19 protein-coding genes are annotated in these 20,684 nt (G+C 62.3%); 9 read left to right on the plus strand and 10 right to left on the minus strand.

Translation table 11 applies throughout. The features are described 5' to 3' along the window. Positions 1-43: 43 nt before the first annotated feature. The gene (locus C5J26_RS24465) at positions 44-1,159 is read right to left on the minus strand and encodes an NAD(P)/FAD-dependent oxidoreductase (protein WP_206051219.1); all 1,116 of its coding nucleotides are present in this window, start codon (positions 1,157-1,159) and stop codon (positions 44-46) included. Positions 1,160-1,285: 126 nt separating this feature from the next. Here C5J26_RS24465 and C5J26_RS24470 point away from each other — a divergent pair, with 126 nt between their 5' ends. Both C5J26_RS24470 and C5J26_RS24475 read left to right on the plus strand, forming a co-directional pair. After that, positions 1,286-2,236 (plus strand): D-2-hydroxyacid dehydrogenase, encoded by a 951-nt coding sequence (locus C5J26_RS24470; RefSeq protein WP_105404146.1) that lies wholly within the window; start codon positions 1,286-1,288, stop codon positions 2,234-2,236. Positions 2,237-2,260: 24 nt separating this feature from the next. After that, a complete protein-coding gene (locus C5J26_RS24475) occupies positions 2,261-3,100 on the plus strand; it encodes a GNAT family N-acetyltransferase (RefSeq protein WP_105404147.1) in 840 nt (279 codons plus the stop codon). On the opposite strand, the gene xth is transcribed toward C5J26_RS24475, so the two are convergent. Continuing rightward, positions 3,097-3,870: an exodeoxyribonuclease III gene (gene xth, locus C5J26_RS24480; protein ID WP_105404148.1), complete on the minus strand. Its 774-nt coding sequence runs from the start codon at positions 3,868-3,870 to the stop codon at positions 3,097-3,099. The genes C5J26_RS24475 and xth overlap by 4 nt on opposite strands. Positions 3,871-4,029: 159 nt before the next feature. On the opposite strand from xth, the gene C5J26_RS24485 reads away from it, so the two are divergent. The 3 genes from C5J26_RS24485 to nadE are packed head-to-tail and all read left to right on the plus strand — an operon-like array spanning position 4,030 to position 6,843. After that, positions 4,030-4,284 carry an acyl carrier protein gene (locus C5J26_RS24485; protein WP_105404149.1) on the plus strand — a complete coding sequence of 85 codons (255 nt, stop codon included), beginning with the start codon at positions 4,030-4,032 and terminating at the stop codon, positions 4,282-4,284. 10 nt (positions 4,285-4,294) lie between these two features. Next, positions 4,295-5,848, plus strand: a complete 1,554-nt coding sequence (locus C5J26_RS24490; protein WP_105404150.1) for a class I adenylate-forming enzyme family protein — start codon at positions 4,295-4,297, stop codon at positions 5,846-5,848. Beyond that, positions 5,845-6,843 (plus strand): NAD(+) synthase, encoded by a 999-nt coding sequence (gene nadE / locus C5J26_RS24495; protein WP_105404151.1) that lies wholly within the window; start codon positions 5,845-5,847, stop codon positions 6,841-6,843. Before C5J26_RS24490 ends, nadE begins: the two co-directional genes overlap by 4 nt. A gap of 6 nt (positions 6,844-6,849) precedes the next feature. Here nadE and C5J26_RS24500 read toward each other — a convergent pair whose 3' ends face one another. Then, positions 6,850-7,962 (minus strand): hypothetical protein, encoded by a 1,113-nt coding sequence (locus C5J26_RS24500; RefSeq protein ID WP_105404152.1) that lies wholly within the window; start codon positions 7,960-7,962, stop codon positions 6,850-6,852. A 99-nt stretch (positions 7,963-8,061) separates the two neighbouring features. Beyond that, on the minus strand, positions 8,062-8,454 hold the full coding sequence (locus C5J26_RS24505) for a PRC-barrel domain-containing protein (protein ID WP_105404153.1): 393 nt from the start codon (positions 8,452-8,454) through the stop codon (positions 8,062-8,064). Between the two features lie 276 nt (positions 8,455-8,730). Here C5J26_RS24505 and C5J26_RS24510 point away from each other — a divergent pair, with 276 nt between their 5' ends. From C5J26_RS24510 to pgi, 3 genes are all read left to right on the plus strand, one after another. Further along, entirely contained in the window at positions 8,731-10,428 is a 1,698-nt protein-coding gene (locus C5J26_RS24510) for a long-chain fatty acid--CoA ligase (RefSeq protein WP_105404154.1), read from the plus strand. 137 nt (positions 10,429-10,565) lie between these two features. Next, complete coding sequence (locus C5J26_RS24515; protein ID WP_105404155.1) at positions 10,566-11,810, plus strand: alpha/beta hydrolase; 1,245 nt, start codon at positions 10,566-10,568, stop codon at positions 11,808-11,810. 87 nt (positions 11,811-11,897) lie between these two features. After that, positions 11,898-13,523, plus strand: a complete 1,626-nt coding sequence (gene pgi / locus C5J26_RS24520) for a glucose-6-phosphate isomerase (protein ID WP_105404156.1) — start codon at positions 11,898-11,900, stop codon at positions 13,521-13,523. Between the two features lie 60 nt (positions 13,524-13,583). On the opposite strand, the gene C5J26_RS24525 is transcribed toward pgi, so the two are convergent. The 4 genes from C5J26_RS24525 to pyrC form a co-directional block, all read right to left on the minus strand. Beyond that, a complete protein-coding gene (locus C5J26_RS24525) occupies positions 13,584-14,510 on the minus strand; it encodes a carbohydrate kinase (protein WP_105404157.1) in 927 nt (308 codons plus the stop codon). Between the two features lie 77 nt (positions 14,511-14,587). After that, positions 14,588-15,283: an orotate phosphoribosyltransferase gene (locus C5J26_RS24530; RefSeq protein ID WP_105404158.1), complete on the minus strand. Its 696-nt coding sequence runs from the start codon at positions 15,281-15,283 to the stop codon at positions 14,588-14,590. 85 nt (positions 15,284-15,368) lie between these two features. Next, a complete protein-coding gene (locus C5J26_RS24535; protein ID WP_105404159.1) occupies positions 15,369-16,547 on the minus strand; it encodes a GGDEF domain-containing protein in 1,179 nt (392 codons plus the stop codon). A 123-nt stretch (positions 16,548-16,670) separates the two neighbouring features. Then, on the minus strand, positions 16,671-17,711 hold the full coding sequence (gene pyrC / locus C5J26_RS24540) for a dihydroorotase (RefSeq protein ID WP_105404160.1): 1,041 nt from the start codon (positions 17,709-17,711) through the stop codon (positions 16,671-16,673). A gap of 233 nt (positions 17,712-17,944) precedes the next feature. Here pyrC and C5J26_RS24545 point away from each other — a divergent pair, with 233 nt between their 5' ends. Continuing rightward, on the plus strand, positions 17,945-18,871 hold the full coding sequence (locus C5J26_RS24545; RefSeq protein ID WP_105404161.1) for a tetratricopeptide repeat protein: 927 nt from the start codon (positions 17,945-17,947) through the stop codon (positions 18,869-18,871). A gap of 3 nt (positions 18,872-18,874) precedes the next feature. Here the strand turns inward: C5J26_RS24545 and C5J26_RS24550 are convergent, their stop codons facing one another. Then, positions 18,875-19,912 carry a 4-hydroxyproline epimerase gene (locus C5J26_RS24550; RefSeq protein ID WP_105404162.1) on the minus strand — a complete coding sequence of 346 codons (1,038 nt, stop codon included), beginning with the start codon at positions 19,910-19,912 and terminating at the stop codon, positions 18,875-18,877. A 14-nt stretch (positions 19,913-19,926) separates the two neighbouring features. Next, positions 19,927-20,634: an SDR family oxidoreductase gene (locus C5J26_RS24555; RefSeq protein WP_105404163.1), complete on the minus strand. Its 708-nt coding sequence runs from the start codon at positions 20,632-20,634 to the stop codon at positions 19,927-19,929. Positions 20,635-20,684 lie beyond the last annotated feature (50 nt).

A 20,684-nucleotide genomic window follows, 5' to 3' on the forward strand; every position in this document is an offset into this window, starting at 1 on the left:
GAAGGTGCCGGCAGGCGGATGAGGGGGCCTTCGGACTTCTATCTCAACCCAAGTTCAAGCTCTTAACTCTCTCCGCGATCGCCATGGAGGCGGTCAAGCCGGGAGATTCAATGCCGTAAAGCGCGGCATAGGCCGGGTGGCCGGTCGTTTCAGGCCCCTGAATGATGAAGTCGCCGGCCCCTCCCCCGTTCGGACCGACTACTTTCGGCCGCATGCCCGAATAGGCAGGCTGCAGGGCGCCATCCGGCAGATTTGGCCAATAGCGGCGGATCGCTGCATAGAACTTGTCGGCGCGGCGGGGATCGACGTCGTAGTCGATCGTCTCGACCCATTCGACATCCGGGCCGAACCGCGCCTGGCCGGCGAGATCAAGCGTCAGGTGGACGCCGAGCCCGCCGGTCTCCGGCACCGGGTAGATCAGCCGTTCCGCCGGCGCGCGGGCCGCCAATGAGAAGTAGCAGCCTTTTGCGTAGTGGCGCTCGGGGATAGTTCTCCTGTCGAGGCCGATCATGCCTTCGGAGATCGCCCAGGCGCTTAAGCCGGCCGAGTTGACCACCAGGTTCGCCGCGATCTCCACGGGATCGCGGCCGCCGACCGAAAGTCGCATGGCATCGGATAGAAGCTCGCCGCCAAGGACGGGCGAGTTGAGCACGACGTTGCCGCCATGCGCTTCGATATCGGCGATATAGGCTTCCATCAGGCTGTGGCTGTCGATGATGCCGGTCGAGGGCGAGACGAGTGCTGCAAAGCCTACGATCTGTGGCTCGAGGCGGGCAAGTTCGGCGCCGTCGATCAACCGGCAATCGACGACGCCATTGGCTTGGGCCTGCTTCAGCAGCTTTTCGAGATAGGCGACTTCGGCCTCGTTCGAGGCGACGACCAGCTTGCCGCATCTCTTGTGCGGAATGTGCCGGTCGCGGCAGTAGTCGTAGAGCTTCTCCTTGCCGGCGACGCAGAGTTCGGCCTTGAGGCTACCGGTCGGATAATAGAGCCCGGCGTGGATGACTTCGCTGTTGCGGGAAGAGGTAATGCTGCCTGTCATCGGCTCAGCTTCCAGGAGCACGACCTCGCGGCCGGCAATTGCCAGTTCGCGGGCCACCGCCAGCCCCACCACGCCGCCGCCGATGACGACGCAATCGAGCGTCAACACTTCACCCATGCCATTCTCCGCACTTTTGCCTTCCGGTCGGCGGGCGGGATGATATACGAGAAATCCATTGCGGCCAGCGCTTCGGCCGCCATGGTTCGATTGGGAGGAGTTTCAAATCATGCAGGAATTTCCGCGATGAAGGTCGTATTTCTGGATCGCGACACGATCGGCCCTTCGGTGACGATCACCCGGCCCGCGTTCGCTCATGAATGGGTAGAGTATGGCAAGACGGCGCCGGAGGATGTGGCTTCCCGTATCGCGGATGCCGATATCGTCGTCACCAACAAGGCACCGGTGCGCGAGCAATCGATCGCAAATGCCCCGAAGCTGAAAATGATCGCGGTCGCCGCGACCGGCTATGACGTGATCGACCTCGCCTTCGCCAAGGAGCGCGGCATCACCGTCTCCAACGTGCGCGGTTATGCGGTCAACACCGTGCCGGAGCATACGTTCGGCCTGATCTTCGCGCTGCGCCGTTCGATCGTCGGTTTTCGTGAGGACGTGATCGCCGGCGAATGGCAGCGCGCCAACCAGTTCTGCTTCTTCAACCATCCGATCAAGGATCTGGCCGGCTCGACGCTCGGCATCTTCGGCCGCGGCACACTCGGCAAGTCGGTGGCGAAGATCGCCGAGGCGTTCGGCATGAAGGTCATCTTCGCGGCCCGGAAAGATGCGGAAAAGGTCGAGCCCAGCTACACGGCGTTCGACGAGGTGCTGGAAACGTCTGATATCATCACCTTTCACATGCCGCTGACGCCGGCGACCCGCGACCTCATCGGCCTGCCCGAGTTCCGAAAGATGAAGCGGCATCCGCTGATCATCAACACCGCCCGCGGCGGCCTGGTGAACGAGGCCGATCTGGTGACCGCGCTCGACGAGGGCCTGATCGGCGGCGCCGGTTTCGACGTGCTGACCAAGGAACCGCCGGCACCGGACAATCCGCTGCTGACGATCCTGGAACGGCCGAACTTCATCCTCACGCCGCATGTGGCCTGGGCGAGTGACGAGGCGATGCAGACGCTCTGGGTGCAGGTCATCACCCATGTCGAGAACTTCGAAAAGGGCTCGCCGTCCAACGTGCTCTGAGGCAACACGCTCGGGAGAGAGGTCATGACATCCGCCATTTCCCATCGTCGCTTGTCGGATTGCAGCCTGGAAGAGGCGGCCGAAGGTTTTGCCGCCGGCTTTTCGGGCTATGTGGTGCCGATGAACGTGACGGTCCCGTCGCTGCAGTTACGCATCGAACGCGATCATGTCGACCTCGATGAGAGCTTCGTCTATTTCGACGGAGAAAAACCGGCGGGCATTCTGCTGATCGGCCGGCGGGGTGATCTTTCGCGGGTCGGCGCGATCGGCATGGGGCCGACGATCCGCGGCCGCGGTTTCGGACACAGCGTTATGCTGGATGCTATCGAGACCGCGAAGGCGCGCAGCGACCGAAAGCTCATCCTCGAAGTGATCAACACCAATGAGCGGGCGCGCGATCTCTATCTGTCGCTCGGCTTCGTGACTGCCCGCAAACTTGTGGGCTTCGGCCGCAGCCGCAAGCTTGCCGCGCCGGATGTGGCGCCGGCCAAGGAAAGCGACCTGAAGACGGCCGCAGCGATGCTCGCAAAATTCGCCGATGCCGGCCTCTCCTGGCAGACGGATCCCCAAAGTTTTAAGAGAGCCGGCGCGCCGCTGAAAGGTTTCGTGCTCGATGACAAGGCGGCCGTGCTCCTGGATGACTCGGGCAAGGATATCCGGCTCCTCGGCCTCGCGGTCGATCCCGTCCATCGCCGGGAGGGGTTTGGCCGGTCACTGACCGATGCCCTCGCCGCCCGTTATCCAGGCCGCAGGCTCTTCATCATCGAAAACGTGCCGGAGGGCCTGCTCGACCGCTTCATGCGGCGGATCGGCTGGCGGAAAAGTAACCTCACCCAGTCCGAGATGGCGATCGATCTCACCTAGTCGGCGAGCTCGATCCAGGCCGGCGCGTGGTCGCTCGCATGGTCGCGGCCGCGGATGTGGCGGTCGACGCCGGCTGCCTGCAACCGGTCCGCGATCGAGGGGCTGAGCAACAGGTGGTCGAGCCGCAGGCCGGCATCTCGGCCCCAGGCGTTCCTGAAATAATCCCAGAACGTATAGATGCGCTCGCCCGGGTGCAGCTTGCGGATCGCGTCGGTCCAGCCTTGTTCCAGCAGCCGGGAGAAAGCCTCTCGTACCTCCGGCCGGAACAGTGCGTCATCCCGCCAGCGTTCCGGTTTGTAGACATCGAGATCCGTCGGCATGACGTTGTAGTCGCCGGCAAGGACGATGGGCGCACTTGTTTCCAGCAGCGCCTGAGCATGCACCAGAAACCGCTCGTACCAGGCAAGCTTGTAGGCGAATTTTGGCCCCGGGGCGGGATTGCCGTTCGGAGCATAGAGGCACGCGATCAGCACGCCCTGCACCGCGGCTTCGATATAGCGGCTGTGAAGGTCCTCCGGATCGCCCGGCAGGCCGCGGCGCGTCTCGATCGGATCGGCACCGCAGGCAAGGATTGCGACGCCGTTCCAGCTTTTCTGGCCGTGCCATGCTGCGCCGTAGCCCGCCTTCTCGATCGCCTTTGCCGGAAACTTCTCCTGCGGCGCCTTCAGCTCCTGCAGACAGACCACGTCCGGCGCCGCCTCCTCAAGCCATTCGAGGAGCAGGCCGAGGCGACCGTTGACGCCGTTCACATTGAAGGTCGCGATCTTCATGGATGCATCAACGTCGAGGGCGGCATTTGGATGCGGTTAAGCTTGTGGAGAAAAGCGTTTTACAAATTAGCAAAACGTTCAGGGATAGTCTGGAAGATGCCTTTTCAATCGACCGCGCCGCATCCGCGCGGCAAAAACCATTTGTGGAGAGGGCCGTCGATGGCGGAAGCAATCGAAAACAGCGTGCGCGAGTTCATCGCGGAAAATTTTCTTTTCCGGGCCGACGCGCAGGTTTCCAACACCCAGTCATTGCTTGAAAGCGGCGTGATCGATTCCACCGGCGTGCTCGAGCTGATCGCCTTCCTGGAACAGACCTACGGCATCACCGTCGCCGACGATGAAATCGTTCCGGAAAACCTCGACAGTATCGACAACATGACGAGCTACCTGTCGATCAAGCTGGCAGCGGCCTGAGGCTGCGCCGGTGCGCATAGAGGCCAGGCTCCGCGATAGTGCCAGACGTTTCGGGACAAAGCTCGCGCTTATCGCGGGCGACGTCCGGCTGGCCTATGCAGAACTCGATGCGTTGTCCGATCGCCTCGCTGCAAACCTTGCCAGCGGCGGCATCAAGCCCGGTGACCGGGTGCTGATGGTGCTGGACAACAGCCATGAGGCGGTGGTCAGCTTTTTTGGCCTCTGGAAGGCGGGTGCCGTGCCCTGCCCACTTTATCCGTCGATCAAGGCGGAAAAGCTCTCTGTCATTCTCACCAGCACCGAGGCTTCCGCGGTCATCACCCATGCCCGTCAGCGGGCAACCATGAATTCGGCCATCGCCATGGCGAAGATGCAGCCGCTGACGATCGTCGCCCAGGCGGATACCGGCGACGATCTCGGTCATGGATTGCGGTTCGAAGATCTGGTCCGCGACGAGGTTTCGGTACCACTCGGGAAATTCGACAACACCGAAGCGCTGGCGCTGCTGCTTCACACCTCGGGCTCCACCGGCCAGCCGAAGGGCGTCATGCTGACCCACGCCAATGTCGGCGCCGCCTGCGAAGCGATCGTTGCCTATCTCGGCAATACGTCCGAGGACATCGTGCTCAGCGTCCTGCCGCTGTCCTTCGGCTATGGCATCACGCAGGTGGTGACGATGGTGATGGCCGGCGGTACGCTGGTTCTCGAAAAGAGCTTCGCCTTTCCGCGGAAGATCCTCGAACGGCTGACAGAGGTAAAGGCGACGGGTTTCCCGCTCGTGCCGCCGATGGCCGCTCTGATTACCGGCATGAAGGATCTGGAGCCGGGTTTCCTGCCACATCTGCGCACCATCACCAGCGCCGCCGCGGCCATGCCGCCGGCCCTTGCCGAGCGGCTTCAGCAGCTTTTCCCGGATATCCGGCTTTTCCTGATGTACGGCCAGACGGAATGTCTGCGTGCCACCTACCTGCCGCCTGAAGAGGTTTCCCGTCGGCCGCTTTCGGTCGGCCGCGCCATTCCCGGCACCAGCGCTTTCGTGATCGGCGAGGACGGACGTCCCGCTCCTCCGGGCACGATCGGTGAACTTGTCGTCGAGGGACCGCATGTAATGTCCGGTTACTGGGGCAACGGCCTGACCTCGGTAAGGGCACTTTCGCCGGTTGCGGGCGGTAAGCGGCTGCACACCGGAGATCTCTTCCAGGCGGATGCGGACGGCTTTCTCTATTTCGTCAGCCGGCGCGACGACATCATCAAGACGCGCGGCGAAAAAGTCAGCCCGCAGGAAGTCGAGCGCGCGCTCTATGCGCTGCCCGGCATCAAGGAAGCGGCGGTTGGCGGCATCGACGATCCGATCTTCGGCCAGGTCGTCCGCGCCTATGTGGTGGTGGAGGACGGCGTGACGCTGACCGAGCGGGAAATCATCCGCCACTGCGCTCAGTTGCTTGAAGATTACATGGTGCCGAAAAGCGTCGAGTTCCGCGACGCGCTGCCGCGCACGACGACCGGCAAGATCCGGCTCGGCGCGGACGAAACAAACACAGTCACACGGGGGAATGTCGCATGATCCAGAGCCTGAAGCAGGCCCAGAAGGCGGGAAAATTCTCGGCCGAGACGCTGAAGCTCGATGCGGAGGCCGAGATCGAGCGCATCTGCGGCTGGCTGCGCGAGACCGTGCTGAAGGATTTGCGCAAGCGCGGCGCGGTGCTCGGCCTGTCCGGCGGCATCGATTCCAGCGTCACCGCGGCCCTTTGCGCCCGCGCGCTCGGTCCGGGCAAGGTGACGGGCATCTTCATGCCGGAACATGATTCCGATCCGGACAGCCTGAAGCTCGGCAAGGCGCTGGCCGAAGCCGTCGGCGTGGAGACCGTGCTCGAAGATATCGGACCGGCGCTTGCCGCGGCCGGCTGCTACACCCGCCGCGACGGCTTCATCCGCCAGGTCGTCCCGGAATTTTCCGAAGGCTGGGGCTGCAAGGTGGTGCTGGAGAATGCGCTGACCGGCCGCGGCTACAATATTTCCTGGCTGGTGGTCGCCAATCCGGCCGGCGAACAGAGCCGTCACCGCATGCCGCTGGAAGTCTATCTCGGCATGATCGCGGCGGCCAACATGAAACAGCGCACCCGCAAGCAGATCGAATATTATCATGCCGACCGGCTGAACTTTGCCGTCGCCGGCACGCCGAACCGGCTCGAATACGATCAGGGCTTCTTCGTGAAGAACGGCGATGGCGCAGCCGACTTCAAGCCGATCGCGCATCTCTACAAGAGCCAGGTCTATCAGCTTGCCGAAGCGCTCGGCGTGCCCGCTGACATTCGCCGGCGCCCGCCGACGACGGACACATGGTCGCTGCCGCAGGGCCAGGACGAATATTATTTCTCCCTGCCCTATGATCGCATGGATCTCTGCCTCTACGCTCTCGACAACGGGATCGCGCGGGAAGAGGTCGGCGAGGCTGCCGGGCTTACACCGGACGAGGTCGATGCCGTCTGGCGTAATATCGCCTCAAAGCGCAAGGTGGCGGAATATCTGCATGCCGAGCCGGTGACGATGCTCAGCTGAGAAGCCTCAGTCGAACCGGTCGCCGATCAGGCGCGTCCAGCTTTCTCCTGCAAGGCCGCTGATCAGCGCCTGGCCGGACCTGATCGGCTCCAGCAGGCTCTTGTCGCGCGCCTGCGCGACAAAGAACGAGCGGCCGTAGAAAATTGTCTTGCGGCTCATCAGCGTCGGGATCAGCCATGGATGCCCGCCGCCGCGTATGCCGGAGCATCCCATTTCGTAAGCGTGGGCAAACAGGTCGTCGACCATTTCCGCTGCCGCATTCGGCACCGACAATGCCTGCAGCAGCCAGCCGATCTCGCCGGGACCGGCGAAATAGACATAGGCCGCAACCGGTCGCCCGTCGGGAGCAAAGCCGACGCGCCATTCCGGATAGCCGAAATTCCGCTTGTTTTCCGCCTGATCCAGGAACCACCCCAATGAGCGATCATCCCAGCGCGGGCGAAGGGGGTAGTTCGAGGCAAGCGTCAGAAGCGCCGTGCCGAACTCCTCGCGTGTGACGTCGCGGAACGTGATCTTCGAGGCGCTGCGTTCGGCCGGCCGAAGAGGCGTCATACGGACCAGCGCCGAGCCACGGTCGGCGATCCGGCCGAAGGGACGCAGGAGGGCCGCGGGACGCAGCCGCCTAGCCAGGACCTCGACCGCAGCGGAAGCCGGACGCAAGATGCGCAGCCAGTTCATGCTGTAGCCGGGATCGAGCGGATGGCCAGCCTTCTGCCACATGCCGAGCGCCGTGGAATTGGCGGTCTCTGTCAGCGAGATATCCTGCGGGCCAGCGAGGAAGGAGCGGAGCAGCCGTGCGCCGGCAAGTGGATTTTCCTTCGGGTTCTGGACCATCATCGAACCGGCAAAGGCTGCCCGAAGCGGCCGGCCTTCAAGTTCCAGCCGCGACGGAAAGACGCCGATAAAACCGGAGACCCTTCCACCAGTGCCGGCAAAGACCTTCGAACGGATATCGGGCTCCGCCCAGGGATGATCGAAAAAGGCTTCTTCCAGATAGGCGATCAATGAGGGCGACGGCGCATTCGTTTTGCGGAACGTCTCCTGGAAAAGCTGCGCTACAGCCTCGATATCACCGCGCTCGAAATCGCGGACCGTGCCCGCTTCCGTCTTTCCCGTCATCGCCGTCCCCTTGTCGCGAGGACCTTGCATCAGGAGGAATTAAATAAACGAAAAGAGGCCCCGCAACGCGGAGCCTCCGGAGTTCCATTGGCGGAACGCCTACATCCAGTACGGCGGAATGCCGTAATAGTCGTAGATCGTCCGGCCCTTGTCGTTGTACCAGGTATCGTCATCCAGATCGCGGTAACGCGGGGCGCCGGTGATCTGCTCCTTGGTCAGGTCGATGCGGTAGCCATCGAGCTGTTCGTCGTAACGAAGCTTTTCCCAAGGCAGCGGGTAGTAGTCGTCGCCGATACCCAGAAAGCCGCCGAAGCTGAGCACCGCATAACCGACGCGACCGCCGCGCTTTTCGAGAAGTACGCGGACGATGGAGCCGATATGCTTGCCGTCGGCGCCATAAACCTTCGTCCCTTCGACCTTGTCGCTGGCGATCAGCGATGGGCTGTCCTTGACATAGGGGTCCTGTCCGGCTCGTGGTTCTTGATGCAACATTGCGCACCTCCTTTTCGTGATTCCTCGTGCATTTCGCAACGGATGGAAAACGCCCGATCCTTTGGGATGTTCCGCTGTCGGTTCAATTACACCTCGATACGAACGTCGGGGCCTCGTTGACGTTTACGTCAAAGGCGGATAGCTGTTTAAATCTGTGCGGATGGCTTGATGCTGTCGCGGCATGGCATAATCTGTTGTTCGCGGGAAGGTGGAGGACCTGATCCGCACGCGCCGGGAAAGCGCGGGACAACAACAAGAACGATAGAGGAGGTCGGCATGAACGAAGTCACCGCACGTACCGGTGCCAATCCACCCAAGATCTGGCTCGCCTCCTATCCGCCGACGGTGCCGGCCGAGATTCCGCCGCTGCACCATCATTCACTTGGAGACCTCTTCGAGGACAGCTGCGCCCGGTATGCGGACCGTCCCGCCTTTTCGAGCATGGGCAAGTCGCTGACCTACCGTCAGCTCGAAGCGGAAAGCCGCAAGATCGGCGCCTGGCTGGAAGCCCAGGGCCTCGTCAAGGGCGACCGCGTGGCGGTGATGCTGCCCAACATTCTCCAGAACCCGGTAATCGTATACGGCATCCTTCGCGTCGGCATGGTTGTCGTCAACGTCAACCCGCTCTACACTCCGCGCGAACTGGCCTACCAGCTGAAAGATGCCGGCGCCAAGATGATTTTCGTTCTCGAAAACTTTGCCCATACCGTGCAGCAGGCCTTGCCGCAGACGGAGATCAGCCAAGTGGTCGTCGCCACGATGGGCGACATGCTCGGCCTGAAGGGCCATATCGTCAATCTGGTCGTGCGCAAGGTGAAGAAGCTCGTGCCGGAATGGTCGCTGCCATCGAGCCGAAGCTTCAAGCAGGTGATTGCCGAAGGCGCCCGGCAAACGATGAAACCGGTCGAGGTCTCGCCTCACGATATCGCCTTCCTGCAATATACCGGCGGCACGACCGGCGTTTCCAAGGGCGCGATCCTCACGCATGCCAACCTGCTCGCCAACAAGGAGCAGATGGCCCTGTGGCTGGAAACCGCCTTCCTCAACAAACCGCGGCCGGAGCAAATTCAGTTCGTCTGCGCCCTGCCGCTCTATCATATCTTTGCGCTGACGGTGAATTCGCTGATGGGGGTTGCGACCGGCAGCCACAATATCCTGATCGCCAACCCGCGCGACATTCCGGCCTTCGTCAAGGAACTGCAGAAATACAAGATCCACATCTTCCCTGGGCTCAACACGCTGTTCAATGCGCTGATGAACAACCCGGATTTCCAGAAGCTCGATTTCTCGTCGCTATTGCTCGTGTTCGGGGGCGGCATGTCGGTGCAGCGGCCGGTCGCCGAGCGCTGGCTGAAGATGACCCATAGCCAGATAACCGAGGGTTACGGCCTGTCGGAAACCTCGCCGGTCGCCACCGCCAACCGGCTCGACGCCACCGAATTCAGCGGTATGATCGGGCTTCCCATCTCCTCCACGGAAATCTCGATCCGTAACGACGACGATTCCGAGGTGGAACTCGGCGATGTCGGCGAGATCTGCATCCGCGGCCCGCAGGTGATGGCCGGTTACTGGAACCGCCCGGACGAAACCACCAAGGTCATGACGGGGGACGGTTATTTCCGGACCGGCGACATGGGCTACATGGACCGCCAGGGCTATACGAAGATCGTCGACCGAAAGAAGGACATGATCCTCGTCTCCGGCTTCAACGTCTATCCGAACGAAGTCGAGGAGGTCGTCGCAACCCATCCCGGCGTGCTGGAATGTGCGGCGATCGGCGTGCCGGACGAACATTCCGGCGAGGCGGTGAAGCTTTTCGTGGTCAAGAAGGATCCGAACCTGACGGAGGCGGACGTCAAGGCCCATTGCGTGACCAGCCTCACCGGCTACAAGCGCCCGCGCTTCATCGAATTCCGCACCGAGCTGCCGAAATCCAACGTCGGCAAGATCCTGCGTCGGGAGCTGCGCGGCTAACCTACCGTTGCAACGCTGCGACAGATGACGACCAAGCGTGTGCCGTTAAGCCGGAATCCTACCGTTAGCGGTGGACGATGCGACAGTCCTTGATTAGCCCTTTCCGTGGGGGCTGGTCAAAGCATGTTGGAGTTCGCTTGGAAAGCCGCGCCGGAGTTTCGTTTCGTGTGATTGCCGTTCTTACGGTGCTGAGCGTCCTTGCAGGCTGTGCGGGGCGCCCCGAAGGTGTGCTCATTCCAACCCAGACGCAGGCAGCCGGGACCTCGACGGTCGATGTGCTGGTGGCAACCACGCGACGTCCGACCGAGACGCCCGGCGTGCTGTTTTCCGGCGAGCGCGGCAAGGAACCCGTCGTTACCGAGATTGCGGTCTCCATCCCGCCGGACAAGGCCCGCGAGATCGGGCAGGTGCAGTGGCCCTCGAAGCTGCCCGCCAATCCTGCAAAGGAGTTCGCGACGGTTTCCGTGACGCCGCTTGCCACCCCGGCGGCTGAATCCTGGCTCAAGGGTCACCTCGGCAAGAGCAGGCGGGTGTTCGTCTTCGTGCACGGCTTCAACAATCGCTACGAGGATGCCGTCTATCGTTTTGCCCAGATCGTCCACGACTCCAATGCCGACGTGGCTCCGGTCCTGTTCACCTGGCCGTCGCGCGGCAGCATCTTCGCCTATAACTACGACAAGGAAAGCACCAATTATTCCCGCGATGCGTTGGAGGAGATGCTGCGCCGGCTGGCGAAAGAACCGAATGTCGGGGAAATCACCGTCATGGCCCATTCTATGGGATCGTGGCTGACCGTCGAGGCGCTTCGCCAGATGGCAATTCGCGACGGCCGCGTGGCGCCGAAGATCCAGAACGTCATCCTCGCCTCCCCCGACCTCGATGTCGACGTGTTCGGCCAGCAGCTTGCCGAGATCGGCGAGAAGCGGCCGCATTTCACGCTGTTCGTTTCCCGCGACGACCGCGCGCTCAGCCTGTCGCGACGGATTTCCGGCAATATCGACCGGCTCGGCCAGGTGGATCCGACCGTCGAGCCCTATCGCAGCGAGTTCGAGAAAGCTGGCATCGTGGTTCTAGACCTCACGGCGCTCAAGACCGGCGACCGGCTGAACCACGGCAAATTTGCCGAAAGTCCCGAAGTGGTAAAGCTGATCGGCAACCGGCTGATCGCCGGGCAGACGGTGACCGACTCGGATGTCGGGCTCGGCGAGACGCTCGGCGCCGTTGCCCTCGGCACGGCTCAGACCGTGGGCAGCGCCGCCAGCGTGGCGGTCAGCACGCCGATCGCGATCTTCGACCCGACCACCCGCCGAAACTACAAGGACCAGGTCGACCGCTTCGGCAACTCCATCGGCAACGCCGTCGAGACGGCGGTTGGACAATAAACGCATCGTCGGCGCGGCCGTGCTTGATTTGACATGGAAACGGAATAGGTTCCCGATCATCCCATTCAGAGTGCCGAGGAATCACCCATGCAGGCCATCGTCCAAGACCTGAAATCCGCCGTCGCGACAACCAATGCCACGGATATCCGCGCCGCCTTTGCAGCCGATTCGGGCCGTTTCGCCAAGTTCAGCGCCGTTTTCGACGATCTCCTGATGGACTATTCCAAGACGGCCGTGAACGACGAGATCATGGTGCTGCTCGAAAAGCTGGCGGATGCCGGCGGCGTTGCGGCCAAGCGGGAGGAGATGTTCTCGGGCGTTGCGATCAACTTCACCGAAGGCCGGGCCGTACTGCATACGGCACTGCGCAACCGCTCCAATACGCCTGTGCAGGTCGACGGCAAGGACGTCATGCCGGATGTCAACGGCGTGCTCGCCGCCATGGGCAAGTTTGCCGACGGCATCCGCTCGGGCGCGCTCAAGGGTGCTACCGGCAAAAAGATCACCGATATCGTCAATATCGGCATTGGCGGCTCCGATCTCGGCCCGGTCATGGTCACCCTGGCGCTCGCACCTTTCCATGACGGCCCGCGGGCGCATTTCGTTTCCAATGTCGATGGCGCCCATATCGCCGACACGCTGAAGCTGCTCGATGCGGAAACGACGCTGTTCATCGTCGCCTCCAAGACTTTCACGACCATCGAGACGATGACCAATGCGGCCTCGGCGCGTGCCTTCATTGCCGACAAGCTCGGGGAAGCAGCCGTCGGGCATCACTTCTGCGCCGTCTCCACCGCGCTCGACAAGGTCGCCGCCTTCGGCATCGACAGCGACCGCATCTTCGGGTTCTGGGACTGGGTCGGCGGACGTTATTCGATCTGGTCGGCGATCGGCCTGCCGCTGATGATCGCCGTCGGCCGTGAGAACTTTGGCAAGTTCCTGGACGGCGCGCATGCGATGGACACCCATTTCCGCACCGCGCCGGTGCGCCAGAACCTGCCGATGCTGCTCGGCCTGCTCGGCTTCTATCACCGCAACGTTCTCGGATATCCGTCGCGCGCCATCCTGCCCTATGACCAGCGGCTGCTGCGCTTCCCGGCCTATCTGCAGCAACTCGACATGGAATCGAACGGCAAGGGCGTGACGATCGACGGCACGCCGGTCGAGGGCAATTCCGGACCCGTCGTCTGGGGCGAACCCGGCACCAATGGCCAGCACGCCTTCTATCAGCTCATCCACCAGGGCACGACCGTCATCCCGGCCGAGTTCATGATCGCCGCCAACAGTTTCGAGCCGCATCTGCGCCACCAGCACGAGTTGCTGATCGCCAATTGCCTGGCGCAGTCGGAAGCGCTGATGAAGGGCCGCACCGTGGCGGAGGCCAAGAAGCAGCTGACCGACAAGGGCATGGATGACAAGCAGGCCGATTTCATCGCGCCACACCGCGTCTTCACCGGCAACCGCCCTTCGATCACCTTCGTCCACGACAAGCTGACGCCGTTTGCCCTCGGCCGGCTGATCGCGCTCTACGAACACCGCGTCTTCGTCGAAGGCGTGCTGTTCCGCATCAACTCGTTCGACCAGTGGGGCGTAGAGCTCGGCAAGGAACTGGCGACCGGCCTGCTGCCCGTCGTGGAAGGTAAGGAAAGTGCTTCCGGCCACGACGCATCGACGCAAGGGCTGGTGAAGGCGCTGCTCACCGCCCGGAAATGACGTTTCGGCCCTCACGTCAGGGGGCCGAACTATCTCCCTTTAAAGACCGAAGGCAGGGCCTCAGAGACCGATCTCATGGGCAAACGGCGGGTTGGCGCCCGCCCGCGACACCGTGACGGCAGCGGCCTTTGCGCCAAGAGCCAGAGCCTTGCTCACGGCATCCTCGGTCAGACGCGCGACCTTTTCCTTGGTCAGCAGGTCCTGCATCTTCAGCGAGGCTAGAATGCCCGCATCGAAAGTATCGCCGGCGCCGACCGTATCGACCACCGTGACGCGCTCGCTCGGCACCGAAACCTTGAAGTTTTTGGTGTAGCCGGTCGCCCCATCCGCGCCGCGGGTGAGGACCACCAGCTTGGCGCCCTGGTCCAGCCAGTGCGCAGCCAGCATGTCGTGGTCGCCCTGCATGCCGAACCAGTCGAGGTCCTCATCGGAAAACTTGATGATGTCGGACATGGCCGCCATCCGGCGGACGCGGTCCATGTGCTTCGGTTTGTCCTTGATGAAGCCGGGGCGGATGTTCGGATCGAAGGAGATCACCCGCTTGCGGTACTCGCGGGCCATCAACGCCTCGTAAGTTCCGCCGCAGGGTTCGGGGATCAGGCTGATCGCGCCGAAATGCATGGCCTCACAGTCATCGCCAAGCACCGGCAGGTCGGCCTCGGTGATCATCCGGCCGGCAGTGCCTTCATCGTAGAAAGCATAGGTCGCCTGGCCATTGACGAGTTTCACGAAGGCAATCGTGGTCGGGCGGGAAGATACAGCCGCAAGGCTGTAGTCCACGCCGCTCTTTGCCAGCGTGTCCCGCAGGACGTCACCCATCAGATCGTCGGAAATGCCGGTGAAAAACGCGGTCGGCTGGCCAAGCCGCCCGAGCGCAATCGCGGTGTTGAAGATCGCACCGCCGGCGTAAGGCGCAAAGCCTTTTTCACCGAGCGTGGTGTCACGCGGAAGCATATCGATCAGGGCTTCGCCGCAGCACAAAATCATAAAAATCCTCCCGCGCGCTTTCTCAGCAGTTTTTCAATCGATTAAGCGAGCTTTTGCCAAAAGGCCAGAGCAAAAATTCAGAGCGCGATCTCGCTGACGCCACCATTGCGTCCCGACCAGGCCAGCGGCGCGTCGAGAAAGGCCTCGACTTCCGAGAGCGTGTTGTCGTCGAAAAGCTTGCCTTCCCTGGCCGCCGCCAGGACGTTACGCCAGGTGGCGATGTGATGAAGCTTCACCTGGCCGCTCGAGAAACGTTCGTGGGCTTCCGGGAAGATATCGTAGAAGAAGAGCGCGATGCCGTGATCGACGGTAGCGCCGGCGGCCCGGATCGCATCGATGAACTTGAACATGCTGCCGCCGGCGGTCGTCAGGTCCTCGATGACCAGCACGCGCGCGCCTTCCGGCAGATGGCCCTCGATCTGGGCATTGCGCCCGTGGCCCTTCGGCGCCTTGCGAACGTAGATCATCGGCAGGCCCAAACGTTCGGCGAGGAAAGCCGCGAAGGGAATGCCTGCGGTCTCGCCGCCGGCAACGCAGTCGAACTTCTCGAAACCGGCGTCGCGCATGACCGTCGCGGCCGCGAAATCCATGATCGCCGAGCGGATGCGCGGATAGGAAATCAGCTTGCGGCAGTCGATATAGACCGGGCTCATCAGGCCGGAGGCAAATTTATAGGGCTTGTCGGCGCTGAAATGGACCGCTCCGATCTCCCAGAGCATCTTCGCCATCAGTTCGGCCATTACGCCGCGGTCCGGAAATGTGGTTTGAATCATGCGCCCGCTCCTTTTGTCAAAACCACGCGCCGCAATAGCAGCATGCGGCAGAGTATGCCAGACGATGCGAAAAATAAGGAGGGCGTCAGGCGGTGGTACGCGTCTCGTTCAAGTCCACCGGGCGAAGATAGCCTGCGACATGCACGCGGTCGCGGCCGGCCCGCTTTGCTTCGTAGAGCGCATTATCGGCGAGACCGAGCACGGTTTCGAAAGGTTGCCCGGTCGGGGCACCGACCGCGACACCGGCGCTGACCGTGCACTTGAGCACCGCGTCGCCGATGATGATCTCGCGAGCGGCGAAGCGACGGGAGATGTCATTGGCGATCCGTTCGGCCCGTCCGGGAAGGGCATTGACGAGGATCATCACGAACTCCTCGCCGCCGAGCCGAGCCACGGTATTGCGAATTTTAGTGCCGCTTCTGAGATCGTCGGCAAAAAGCCTCAGCACTTCATCGCCGGCAGCATGGCCGTGCTGGTCGTTGATGGCCTTGAACCGATCGATATCGAAAACGACGACGGCGGTCGACGGACCGAGAGCGCGATGGCCATGCTGCTCGAAGAGAGCACGGCGGTTGAGAAGCCCCGTCAGCGCATCGGTGATCGCCTCGTGGCGATGGTGGGCCGCCATGCGCCACTGATGCAGCGCCAGCGACAGTGCACCGATACCGGTCATGCCAGCGATGCAGACAGCGATATTGAGGTTTTCGGCCCAGTTGTCGGGCGCGTGGCCCAGCACCCATTGTTGCCCGTCGATCAGGACGACAGCACATAGCGCGAAAGACACCGCAGTGGCGGCGTAGAGCACCGCCATTCCGATGAGCGGTCCCGGCGCCTCCCGGCGTGCGCGCCAATATTGCCTGGCGGTTTCGAGGAGCAGCCCCGCCGTGGCAAGGTTCATGACGATGAACCCTAGGCCGTCGAGGCCGGTGATCATCAACGGCAGGCCGAAAGTCACGGAAGCGGCAGTAATGGCACCGGCCATGACCCAGGGCCGCGTCCCGCTGCGGAACTGCACCGATGCCGCATAGATCGTGCCGAACCCCGCCATCAGGAACGTGTAGGCGATCGAGGCACCCATGACGTCGGCCTCAACGGTATAGGAACTATAGGCGAAAATGCCCGAAACCGTGAGGCAGAGCGCGATGACGAGGGTGAGAAGGAAGGAATCGGTGCGACGCGAATACCATGTGCCGAACAGCGTCACCATCAGGCACGCCGCTGAGACGCCCAGCGCGAGCAGAAGAGAATGGTAGTCGAGCATCATGCCTAGCTTTCTCTTCGGGTACATCCCCGCCGGAAAATCTTGGGCGCCAAGCTAAGCCCGGATTCTATCCAAAAGGTTACCGGATCGATCCAAATTCCATCAGTCGACGACCATTAGAATTTACTAATCAATCACTTGCCAATGAAGCGGGAACATCGGATCGAAGACCGTGATCGGTCCGGCGCCGCTGTCGCGCTTGGCTGGAAACTTCACCGGCTCGTCGCGCTTTTCGAGCGTGATCGTTTCTTCGTTCGGCTTCAGCCCGTACCAGGCAGGGCCGTTGAGCGAGGTGAAAGCCTCCAGCTTGTCGAGCGCATTGTCGTCCTCGAACACATGCGCAAGGCAGCTCATGGTGTTGACCGACGTATAGATGCCGGCGCAGCCGCAGCCGCATTCCTTCAGCGGGTCGACATGGGGTGCGGAATCGGTGCCGAGGAAGAAGCGCGCATCACCGGATGTCGCCGCAGCCCTGAGCGCCAAGCGATGGTTCTCGCGCTTGGCGACCGGCAGGCAGTAATAATGGGGGCGGATGCCGCCGACCAGGATGGCGTTGCGATTGATGATCAGGTGGTGGGTGGTGATCGAACCGGCGAGATTGCCCTTCGACGACTTGATGTAATCGATGCCGTCGGCGGTCGTCACGTGCTCCATCGTAACTTTCAGTTCCGGCAGGCGCTGGCGCAGCGGATCGAGCACCGTTTCGATGAAGACGGCTTCACGATCGAAGATGTCCACTTCCGGGGTGGTCACCTCGCCATGCACGCAGAGCGGCAGGCCGATCTTCGCCATGCGTTCCAGAACCGGCATCGCCTTGTTGAAGTCGCGCACGCCGCCATGGGAATTGGTCGTGGCCCCGGCGGGATAAAGCTTGACGGCCGAGATCAGGCCGCTCCTCTTGCCCTCTTCCACATCGTCCGGGTCGGTATTCTCCGTCAGGTAAAGCGTCATCAGCGGCTCGAAGCGATCGCCTGCCGGAAGGGCGGCGAGAATGCGCTCGCGATAGGCCCTGGCATCCGAGGTCGTTACCACCGGCGGCACCAGGTTGGGCATGATGATTGCGCGGGCGAAATGCCGGCTCGTATCGCCGATCACCGCTTGCAGGACGTCGCCGTCGCGAAGGTGCAGGTGCCAGTCGTCAGGGCGGCGGAGCGTGAGCGTTTTCATGGAAGAACTTCCGGACGTGGTCGATCAGTCCGCCATAACATCAATGGTTCGGACAAAACAATCCGATGATGCGAGGAACCTGCAATCCAGCAGGCGAGATCCAGGTTACTTCTCACGCGAATGTGCGGGATGCAAAGGCTTCTCGCGCACGAAACCTGAAAGGCACACGGAACCGGTGCCTGCCTCCGGCGTTCGTTAAGCAATCTGAATGATCAGTTAAATCGGAGCGCAAGATGAAATCCCGCCTCTCGAAAGTCAACAGGGGTTTTGCAATTGCCACAGGTACCGCCGTCGCGCTCTGCGCCCTGACGGCTTCACTGGGCGCCGAGGAACGCGCCAAACTGCAGCTCACCTCTGCGGTGCAGACGGAATGTGACCGGCTGGCCGGCAGCCCCTACGATCAGCAGCGCAACGGAAAGTTTGCGCCAGTCGGCATTTCGGATATCGACGGCACCGCGGTAAACGCCTGCCGCATGGCCTATGACGCAACCGGCAACCCGCGTTTCGCCTATCAGCTCGGCCGGGCTCTCAACAACACCCAGCAGGCCGACCAGGCGATGAACGCCTACGATGTTGCAGTCCAGGCGGGATATGCCGCCGCCAAGGTGAATTTCGGCATGCTGATGGGCCGGCTCGGCGATGAACAGTCGGAGTTCCAGCTCTATACCGAGGCTGCCAATGGCGGCAACGTGCTGGCCGCCTACAATCTCGGCGTCGCCTATCGCGATGGCCTCGGCACCCAGCCGGATGTCAAGCGGGCGCTTACCTGGTTCGAAAAGGCGGCGGCGGAAGGCGACGACACGGCTGCCTTCAATATCGGCGCGATCTATGACGAAGGCCAACTCGTGGAGCAGGACGACCAGACAGCGATTGCCTGGTACGACCTTGCGGCCCAGCGCGGCAATACCGACGCGATGATCAATCTCGGACTGATGTACGAGGCTGGCGAAGGCATCGAGGCCAATGCTCTCAAGGCTGCCGAAATGTACGGAAAAGCTGCCGAAAAAGGCGACGTCTTCGGCGCTTATAAATTCATGCAGATGCAGGAACTGGGCATTGTCCCGGGTCCGAGCGACCCGGCGACGACCGAAGGCGTCAATTCGCTAGTGCTGAAGCCGGGCGACATGGAACAGTCGGCCGGCAACGGCAAGAAAATCTGAAACTCAGATTTCCCCAGCGGATGGCCCCCACACGTCGGTCATCGCAAATCCGTCCGACAGCGGGTCGAACGGATCAAGGGCAATCTGATGCAGACCGAAGGTGAAACCGCGGCCGGTGATCGTCGGAACGATCGCCGGCTTTCCTGCGACCTCCGTTTCGGACGCCAGTCCCACCTCGAACTCAGAACCGATGATCGAGCGCGACTTGAAGACGTCCCCCATCTTGACCTTGCCGCGCGCATGGAGCGCTGCCAGATTGGCGGAATTGCCGGTGCCGCAGGGAGAACGATCTGCCCTGCCCGGCCACATCGTCGTGCAGGTCCGCACCGTGCCGTCGGCTTCCGTATCCCGGAACATCACGTAAGCGACGCCGGAGATCGCCGGAATTTCCGGGTGGACGACGTCGATCTGCCTGTTGATGAGGTCCTTCAGCACCATGCCGGCCTGGACGAGTGCTGCCGCATTGCCCTTCTCGATGGTCAGACCGATCTGGCCGACATCCACCAGCCCGTAAAAGATCCCGCCATAACAAAGGTCGAGCGTGATCTCGCCCCATGACGGGGTCTGAACCCTGACATCAAGCTGATGCACGAAAGACGGCACCATGGTGAGCTTCACCTTTTCGCAACGTCCATCGCGGCAGGTGGCGGTCGCGCGCACGAGACCGGCCGCGGTTTCCAGAACAACGACGGTTTCAGGCTCCTGCATTTCGACGATGCCGGATTCCAGAAGCGCTGTCGTGACGCAGATCGAGTTCGAACCGGAACTCGCATGCGCCTGGTCCGGCTGCAGGATGATGAAGGCGGCGTCCGCATCGGGATGTTTCGGCGGCAGCAGCAGGTTGACCGAGCCGATCGGCGCTCCGCGCGGCTCGAGGCAGAGGAAGCGGCGAAGCTCGTTGCCCTTCGGATCGGTGTTCAGCCAGTGAAGCTGGGCGGCAACCGTTTCGCCCGGGATCTTCGGCACGCCGCCGATCGCGACCTTGCCGATCTCACCCTCGCAATGAACGTCCAGCAGCTGGATCGTGCGCTTCCATCTCATCTCGAATACTCCGATCAGACGTGACGGGTGGCGCCGCCATCGACGCGGATGTTCTGGCCGGTGATGTAGCCTGCGCCGTCCGACAGGAGGAAAGAGGCGGTCTTCGCTATTTCTTCTACCTGGCCGACACGCTTCATCGGTACCTTTTCCGCCGTTCCGGGCTTGTGATCGAGACTGTCGATGAACCCCGGCAGGATGCAGTTCATGCGGATATTGTCGGCCGCATAGCGATCCGAGTAGAGCTTTGTGAAGGCACCCGCAGCTGCACGGTAAGTGCAGGAAACCGGGAAGACGAGCGAGGGCTCGTAGGCGGCGAAGGTGGTGATGTTGACGAAGGCGCCCTTGCCCTGTTTCAGCATGACCGGCGTCACCAGGCGCGCCATGCGCACCAGCGACAGGATCATCATGTCCGAACCGAGCGTCCAGTCCTCGTCGCTGATGTCGAGCAGGTCGCCCTTCGGCGGATGGCCGGTATGATTGACCACGGCGTCGATGCGGCCGTAGGTCTTCATGGTGAGGTCGAAAATCGCCTGAATGTCCTCGGCCTTTTCCGCGACACCCCGCGAGGCCACGCCACCGAGTTCGGCTGCCAGCTTCTCGCAGCTTTCCGAGGGCGACATCAGCGCGAGCTTGTAACCCTCGGCGTGCAGTTCGCGGGCGATCGCCTCACCCATGCCACGCCCGCCCCCGGTAATCAGCGCGACCTTTTCCGTCTCAGCCATCGGAATCTCCTTGGGTCTTTATCCGCCTCGAGCAGGCTTCCCCGAACAGA

Source organism: Neorhizobium sp. T7_12 (assembly GCF_002968535.1).
Classification (GTDB): domain Bacteria; phylum Pseudomonadota; class Alphaproteobacteria; order Rhizobiales; family Rhizobiaceae; genus Neorhizobium; species Neorhizobium tomejilense.

What these genes read in the sequence shown, in the direction of transcription:
- C5J26_RS24555 (WP_105404163.1), bottom strand. Translation starts at nt 20,634, where the DNA reads ATGGCTGAGACGGAAAAGGTCGCGCTGATTACCGGGGGCGGGCGTGGC.
- C5J26_RS24535 (WP_105404159.1), bottom strand. Translation starts at nt 16,547, where the DNA reads ATGATGCTCGACTACCATTCTCTTCTGCTCGCGCTGGGCGTCTCAGCG.
- nadE (WP_105404151.1), top strand. Translation starts at nt 5,845, where the DNA reads ATGATCCAGAGCCTGAAGCAGGCCCAGAAGGCGGGAAAATTCTCGGCC.
- C5J26_RS24485 (WP_105404149.1), top strand. Translation starts at nt 4,030, where the DNA reads ATGGCGGAAGCAATCGAAAACAGCGTGCGCGAGTTCATCGCGGAAAAT.
- C5J26_RS24550 (WP_105404162.1), bottom strand. Translation starts at nt 19,912, where the DNA reads ATGAGATGGAAGCGCACGATCCAGCTGCTGGACGTTCATTGCGAGGGT.
- pgi (WP_105404156.1), top strand. Translation starts at nt 11,898, where the DNA reads ATGCAGGCCATCGTCCAAGACCTGAAATCCGCCGTCGCGACAACCAAT.
- C5J26_RS24500 (WP_105404152.1), bottom strand. Translation starts at nt 7,962, where the DNA reads ATGACGGGAAAGACGGAAGCGGGCACGGTCCGCGATTTCGAGCGCGGT.
- C5J26_RS24465 (WP_206051219.1), bottom strand. Translation starts at nt 1,159, where the DNA reads ATGGGTGAAGTGTTGACGCTCGATTGCGTCGTCATCGGCGGCGGCGTG.
- C5J26_RS24525 (WP_105404157.1), bottom strand. Translation starts at nt 14,510, where the DNA reads ATGATTTTGTGCTGCGGCGAAGCCCTGATCGATATGCTTCCGCGTGAC.
- pyrC (WP_105404160.1), bottom strand. Translation starts at nt 17,711, where the DNA reads ATGAAAACGCTCACGCTCCGCCGCCCTGACGACTGGCACCTGCACCTT.
- C5J26_RS24545 (WP_105404161.1), top strand. Translation starts at nt 17,945, where the DNA reads ATGAAATCCCGCCTCTCGAAAGTCAACAGGGGTTTTGCAATTGCCACA.
- C5J26_RS24475 (WP_105404147.1), top strand. Translation starts at nt 2,261, where the DNA reads ATGACATCCGCCATTTCCCATCGTCGCTTGTCGGATTGCAGCCTGGAA.
- xth (WP_105404148.1), bottom strand. Translation starts at nt 3,870, where the DNA reads ATGAAGATCGCGACCTTCAATGTGAACGGCGTCAACGGTCGCCTCGGC.
- C5J26_RS24505 (WP_105404153.1), bottom strand. Translation starts at nt 8,454, where the DNA reads ATGTTGCATCAAGAACCACGAGCCGGACAGGACCCCTATGTCAAGGAC.
- C5J26_RS24530 (WP_105404158.1), bottom strand. Translation starts at nt 15,283, where the DNA reads ATGATTCAAACCACATTTCCGGACCGCGGCGTAATGGCCGAACTGATG.
- C5J26_RS24470 (WP_105404146.1), top strand. Translation starts at nt 1,286, where the DNA reads ATGAAGGTCGTATTTCTGGATCGCGACACGATCGGCCCTTCGGTGACG.
- C5J26_RS24510 (WP_105404154.1), top strand. Translation starts at nt 8,731, where the DNA reads ATGAACGAAGTCACCGCACGTACCGGTGCCAATCCACCCAAGATCTGG.